Genomic DNA, 5,669 nt, shown 5'->3' with positions numbered 1-5,669 from the left:
GAGTCTGTAAAATAAAATGTGTAAACTCTCAAACCTGATAAAATGAAAGTAATAGAAAGGTTGGGGAGCACACATGGGATTATGGACAAAAGAGCAGCTTAGGGCCTTCATTAAGGAGAACAAGCTGGTGACCGCACAGGACGCGCAGAATGCTTTGAAAGACTTATTTGCCGAGACGCTGCAAGAGATGCTGGAGGCCGAGATGGAAACGCATCTGGGCTATGAGAAGCATGACGTGAAGAACAAACAGACGACCAACAGCCGCAACGGAAAGAGCAAGAAGAAGATCACCAGCGAATACGGCGATCAGGAGATTGCCGTGCCCAGGGATCGTCTGGGCGAGTTCGAGCCGCTCGTGGTAAAGAAGCATCAATCCAACGTCACCGGCATCGAAGATCAGATTATCGCCTTATACGCCAAAGGCGTGAGCACGCGGGAAATCCAAGATCACCTGCAGAATCTGTACGGTATCGACGTTTCGCCGACGATGATCTCGAACGTCACGAACAAAATCGTTCCGCTCATCAAGGAATGGCAGAACCGTCCGCTGCAAAGCGTGTATGCCGTCGTCTTCCTTGACGCCATTCACTTTAAGGTCAAGCAAGACGGCGCTATTGTGAACAAGGCCGCCTACATGGTCATCGGCATCGATCTGGATGGTAACAAGGATGTGCTGGGCATGTGGATCGGCGAGAACGAATCGGCCAAGTTCTGGCTCAGCGTCCTAAACGACCTAAAGAATCGCGGCGTACAGGATATTCTCATCACCTGTGTCGATAATCTTACCGGTTTCTCTCAGGCCATTGCCGCCTGCTATCCGAAGACGGAGATTCAAAAGTGTATCATTCACCAAATCCGCAACTCGACTCGCTATGTGTCCTATAAGGATCTGAAGAAGGTAACAGCTGATCTGAAGCCGATCTACAAAGCGGCGACGGAGGAGATGGCGCTTGTGGAGCTGGATCGTTTCGAGGAAACATGGGGCGCTAAATATCCGCTCATCATCCGTTCGTGGCGCAGCAACTGGGACGAGCTCGCTACCTTCTTCAAGTACCCTCCCGAACTGCGCAAGCTCATCTACACCACCAATATGATTGAGAGCTATCATCGTCAGCTTCGCAAGGTAACGAAGGGAAAGAGCATTTTCCCCAGCGACGAGGCTCTTCTGAAGATGCTTTATCTTGTAACCATGGATGTCACCCGTAAATGGACGGGGCGCGTCCAAAATTGGGGACAGATGCTGCTGCAGCTATCCGTTTTCTTTTCGGATCGAATCGGGCAGCACTTGCCGTAAGGGGCCAATCTCCCCTAGGGGAGATTCCTTTATACATGAGTTTACACAAAATTATTGACAGACCCTGCAAGCCATGTATCTGATTGCTTAGTAGCCCTGTGGCTGCAAGGATTTAGGCTAGTTTTTGCTCTGCGAAAGTTGAGTTATTATGTGCAAGCGCCCATTTTTCATGTAACGCCTATATTGTGATCTCACAATTCATTTTAATGAAACTGCACATCAATTTGCCGTTGGGTATCGGCTTTTAATTTCGGCATGCGAACTTCAAGGACACCGTTGCGATACGTTGCTGTCGTTCCTTCCGTTTGAACGCGTGATGGCAAAGACACCGACCGTTGGAACCGTCCGACAAACCGTTCTTTGCGATGTATTTGTTCCTGTTTCACTTCATTCGCTTGCTTTATGGTCCCACTAATTGTAAGCATGTTTTCATCCACATCGATATGAAGGTCTTCTTTTTTATCCAAACCAGGGATTTCACAAGAAGCAATCACTTCATGTTCAGTCTCAAATACATCAATACGAGGGGTTGCAAATCCCGGACGCGCGCCGATTTCAGGAAAACCTTCGTTAAAAATTTTTTCCAAATCCCTTCTCCATAGATCGGTATTGCGAAACGAATCCCAAGGAATGAGCGGCATGTAATTTCCTCCATTGTCACATTATCTTTGTTTCAGCTTTGTTTTGTACTCTTCGGAAAATATTATTCTTTGCTACCCTGCATAGTTGATTGGAATATGCCTTTGGTCGGATACTCCCGGCAATAGCCCCCGAAAAGAATTTTTGAGGGTTTGTTGTGTAGCCATTGGCATTTACAGCAATGTTACCGACAATTTTAAGTTGTTCCCGTAAATGTCGGTAATTGAACGATAACATTTGTGCCGATCTCCGAGCTTTCGAAATTCAAAGAGCCCCCCATTTTTTCGATCATAGCATGACTGAAACTAAGCCCAAATCCGATAGCGTCCGGTTTACTTGTAACAAACGGTAGGATGATTCGGGACTGCAGATCTTTTGGAATTCCTGCTCCTTGATCGCGAACAATGATGTGGATATAATTATCCGTAATGTTTATTCGGAGCGTTAAGACAGAACCTGGGGGACTTGCATCTAATGCGTTGTCAATGATTTCTTGCAGCGCCGCTCGCAGCAGCTTGGGGTCTCCTAACACAAAGCCGTTTCGCTCCGGATATTCCAAAGCGAAACGCACTTTTTTGTCTAGTGCTTGGATTTGTATACCGGGAACCCATTCCTGCATGAACGAAATGACGGAAACAGGAACAAATTTCAATTCGGAAGGCTTTCCAAAGAGCAAAAACCGCTGCAACGCTTTGTCGATCGTCTGAATTTGCTCATCGAGCAGCTTAAAGTATCCGGTCATTTTCTGATGAGGCAGAGATGCCGCAAATTGCAAAACGGAAACATGATCCTTCGAACTTTTTTCCAGAAGTTGAAGCGTCCCTTTGATTACCGCTAAAGGATTTAAAATGATATTGGCTGTGCCCGCCGCCATATGCCCAATCGTTTCCCTTCTTTCTTTCTCGCATTGAATTTGCACGTACTGTTGAAAATCTTGGATATCGGCCATTAGAACAAAACATTCCCCTTTTAACTGAGGGTATACATAGGCGATCATGGATCGCACTTTGCCATCTAACTTCTCTTGTACGAGTACTCCCGGGTAATTCTTTTTATCCTGCAATACTTGCCCCACGATCGCTTGTATTGCCGAGTGTGCAGGGAATTCTTCTTCGGGGGTTACTGAGTACCATGTGTTCATGGTTGTATTTAACCATAAAATTCTGGCTTCTGAATCAACGACAGCCAGTCCAATATCCATTTGATCGGAATTCATAAGGAACTCTACGATTTGCTTCATCTCTATTAACGTCCTCCATTTGCTTCCTCCATTAACTCCCTTCCCGGCCACTTATCATGTGCAAACTGCAGTAAACAAGCGAGCGAATTTCTCGTCACGAAGTGGATGGGTTATGAAGAAAATTAAACCCACTTTCAAAGAAGTTATTAAATTCGCTGTTACAGAGCGACGGGAAACGATACGGTGAAAGTTGTACCTTCACCAACCTCGCTTGCAACCTCAATATTCGCATCGTGATACTCTGCAATCTGATAACAAATGGATAGCCCGAGACCCGTTCCTGTCTCTTTCTGTGTAAAAAAAGGTTGGCCGATCTTTTGCAACAATTCTTGCGGAATTCCAACCCCGTTATCCCTTATGCTTACTTTAACCCATTCATCGCATCGCATTTGTTCGATCCAGACAGTTCCCCCTTCAGGCATCGCTTCAATGGCATTCTTAATCAAATTAATAAATAACTGTTTGATTTTATTTCCATCGCACCGGATCTGCACGGATTCCTTGGTTGGATGAAAGTGAATTTCAACATTATGTAAAGTGGCCTGCGCCTGAAGCAGCACGACGATATCCTGAATCAACTCGGAAAGATCATGCCGCGTCATGTTCATCTCTTGCGGTTTGGCTAAGGCCAGCAGTTCATTTAGAATAAGTTCGATACGAGTTAATTCTTCCTTCATAATATCGTAGTACTTACTTCCATTTTCGTTGCCGGCGCTTAACAATTGCAGAAATCCTTTCAGCGCGGTAAGTGGGTTTCGAATTTCATGCGCAATTCCCGCGGCCATTTGACCCGCTATGGATAATTTGTCTGCCTGATGAGCAGATTGCTTGGCTGCATCAAATTCGGTAATATCGTGCATGACACAAATGCCGCTCACAATTTTATTGTGAACAATGATCGGCTTCCCATGACAGAGAACGAGGCGATGCTCGCCATTCGACTTTTTAACGACCATTTCCAGATCGCGGAAACTTTCGCCCCGATACGCCCGATAAAGCGGGACGCGTTCCTTGCTCAACGGCGTTTTTCCATCCGATTCATACAATCCGTATGTAGAACTCCAGTGTTCGGGTGAAAGAGGTATCTGTACAAATTCGTGCAATTGTCTTGCGGCTCTATTCATGCTTGTCAATATCCCATGTTCATCACAAATCACAACGCCGACATCCATCATTTCGACAATACCACTCATGACACGTTCTTGAGTAGCCAGGACGTCTTCCAGTGTCTTTCGGCTCGTGATATCCCGAAAAACCTTTACGATTTCACGAACATTGCCCGAATCGTACCGCAGCGTGTTGCTTACGACCTCCACCCAAACAAAGGAGCCGTCTCTTCGGCGCAATCGCAAAATGTTGACATGACCGTCTTCATTCATCCACTCTTGCGAGTTGTCCAATTTTTCTATATCGGGAGGATAGAACAGTTCCCAGACAGGTCTTCCTATCAATTCTGTTGCATCATAACCCAGAAATGGTTTGCACGCCGGCGATATGTAGTAGATAATGCCATTGATATTCAGTGTAGCGATCATTTCCCCCGTGTGATCCGCTAACAAACGATACTTTTTCTCGCTGTGCTTCAGGGCCTTTTCCATACTGGATTGCAGGGTAATATCCCTTGCGATGCAATGCAGCCCTACGAGTTCATTCTGAATGAAATTCGGAATATGCAATACGCTGAATTTTAATATTTGGCCGTCTTTCGCTTCAATTGAAGTTTCCATCTCAAACGGGGCATTGGTATACGTTTCCGTCACGTGCTCCAGACTTTTCCGAATGATGTCTCCAAGTGTTCTTTCCAATTCGTATAAGTCATAGCCCAATAATTTCGTGCAGGCGCGGTTCACATAGCTGATACTTCCATCCAACATGACGTCGTAAACAAGATCGGAATGATTGTCAGCAAGCATTCTGAATTTATCGGCGTATTCCTCGTTCAATTCAACAAGCTTTTTGCGATACGTAATCTCCTGGATCTGGATCAAGAATACCCTTTCCGGATGTCCCTCCACTTCGATGATCGAAAGGGTTGTCGTTCCCCATTTGTGTCTGCCGTCAAGACAAATATAGCGATTCTCCATTTCGACATAATCGGAATTACCTCCTAACAAGTCATTGATGGATCCGTTGTATAATGGAACGTCTTCCGTATAAATGATGTCATGTATTCTCATTCGCAGCAGTTCTTGTTCTGTATAGCCCAGCATGTTGCATAGCGAGCGATTGACCATTTCCACTTCCCCGCCGAGCCGAACCAAAGCTTTTCCGACAAGTGTATAATGAAATGCGTGGTGGGCGACAGGATGCGAAAGCAAATCTGAAATATCCATTGTGCAAGTAACCTCCGACTGTGCAATAAGCGTATAGGTTTGCATACTTAACGTTCTTCTGCAAAGCACCTACGTATGTACACCATTATATAGGCAATTTGTAACAGTTGGAACACATTCCGAGACTAGCTTAACTTGGAATCCCCCCGAGCGGCTAGCCATA

At 45.6% G+C, this 5,669-nt stretch carries 4 protein-coding genes and 1 pseudogene; 1 reads left to right on the top strand and 4 read right to left on the bottom strand.

All coding sequences use genetic code 11. The annotated features are described in order from the left end of the window. Window positions 1-73: 73 nt before the first annotated feature. The gene (locus PVA01S_RS26055; protein ID WP_127610792.1) at window positions 74-1,294 is read left to right on the top strand and encodes an IS256 family transposase; all 1,221 of its coding nucleotides are present in this window, start codon (window positions 74-76) and stop codon (window positions 1,292-1,294) included. A 203-nt stretch (window positions 1,295-1,497) separates the two neighbouring features. Here the strand turns inward: PVA01S_RS26055 and PVA01S_RS26050 are convergent, their stop codons facing one another. From PVA01S_RS26050 to PVA01S_RS27590, 4 genes and pseudogenes are all read right to left on the bottom strand, one after another. Then, a complete protein-coding gene (locus PVA01S_RS26050) occupies window positions 1,498-1,935 on the bottom strand; it encodes an Hsp20/alpha crystallin family protein (RefSeq protein ID WP_127610791.1) in 438 nt (145 codons plus the stop codon). Window positions 1,936-2,129: 194 nt separating this feature from the next. Continuing rightward, window positions 2,130-3,173 (bottom strand): ATP-binding protein, encoded by a 1,044-nt coding sequence (locus tag PVA01S_RS26045; protein WP_127610790.1) that lies wholly within the window; start codon window positions 3,171-3,173, stop codon window positions 2,130-2,132. Window positions 3,174-3,331: 158 nt separating this feature from the next. Then, window positions 3,332-5,116: a PAS domain S-box protein gene (locus PVA01S_RS26040; protein ID WP_244933054.1), complete on the bottom strand. Its 1,785-nt coding sequence runs from the start codon at window positions 5,114-5,116 to the stop codon at window positions 3,332-3,334. A gap of 15 nt (window positions 5,117-5,131) precedes the next feature. After that, window positions 5,132-5,506, bottom strand: a pseudogene (locus tag PVA01S_RS27590) (PAS domain S-box protein); the annotation flags it as partial. Window positions 5,507-5,669: the final 163 nt, after the last annotated feature.

Origin of the sequence: Paenibacillus validus NBRC 15382 (assembly GCF_004000985.1) — a bacterium.
GTDB classification, from domain to species: Bacteria; Bacillota; Bacilli; order Paenibacillales; family NBRC-103111; genus Paenibacillus_G; species Paenibacillus_G validus.
The sequence above is the reverse complement of the archived record's forward strand: the minus strand, read 5'-3'. Positions and strand labels throughout refer to the sequence as shown.

Excerpts from the sequence above, each read along its gene's own strand:
- PVA01S_RS26055 (WP_127610792.1), top strand. The coding sequence starts at position 74 with ATGGGATTATGGACAAAAGAGCAGCTTAGGGCCTTCATTAAGGAGAAC.
- PVA01S_RS26045 (WP_127610790.1), bottom strand. The coding sequence starts at position 3,173 with ATGAAGCAAATCGTAGAGTTCCTTATGAATTCCGATCAAATGGATATT.
- PVA01S_RS26050 (WP_127610791.1), bottom strand. The coding sequence starts at position 1,935 with ATGCCGCTCATTCCTTGGGATTCGTTTCGCAATACCGATCTATGGAGA.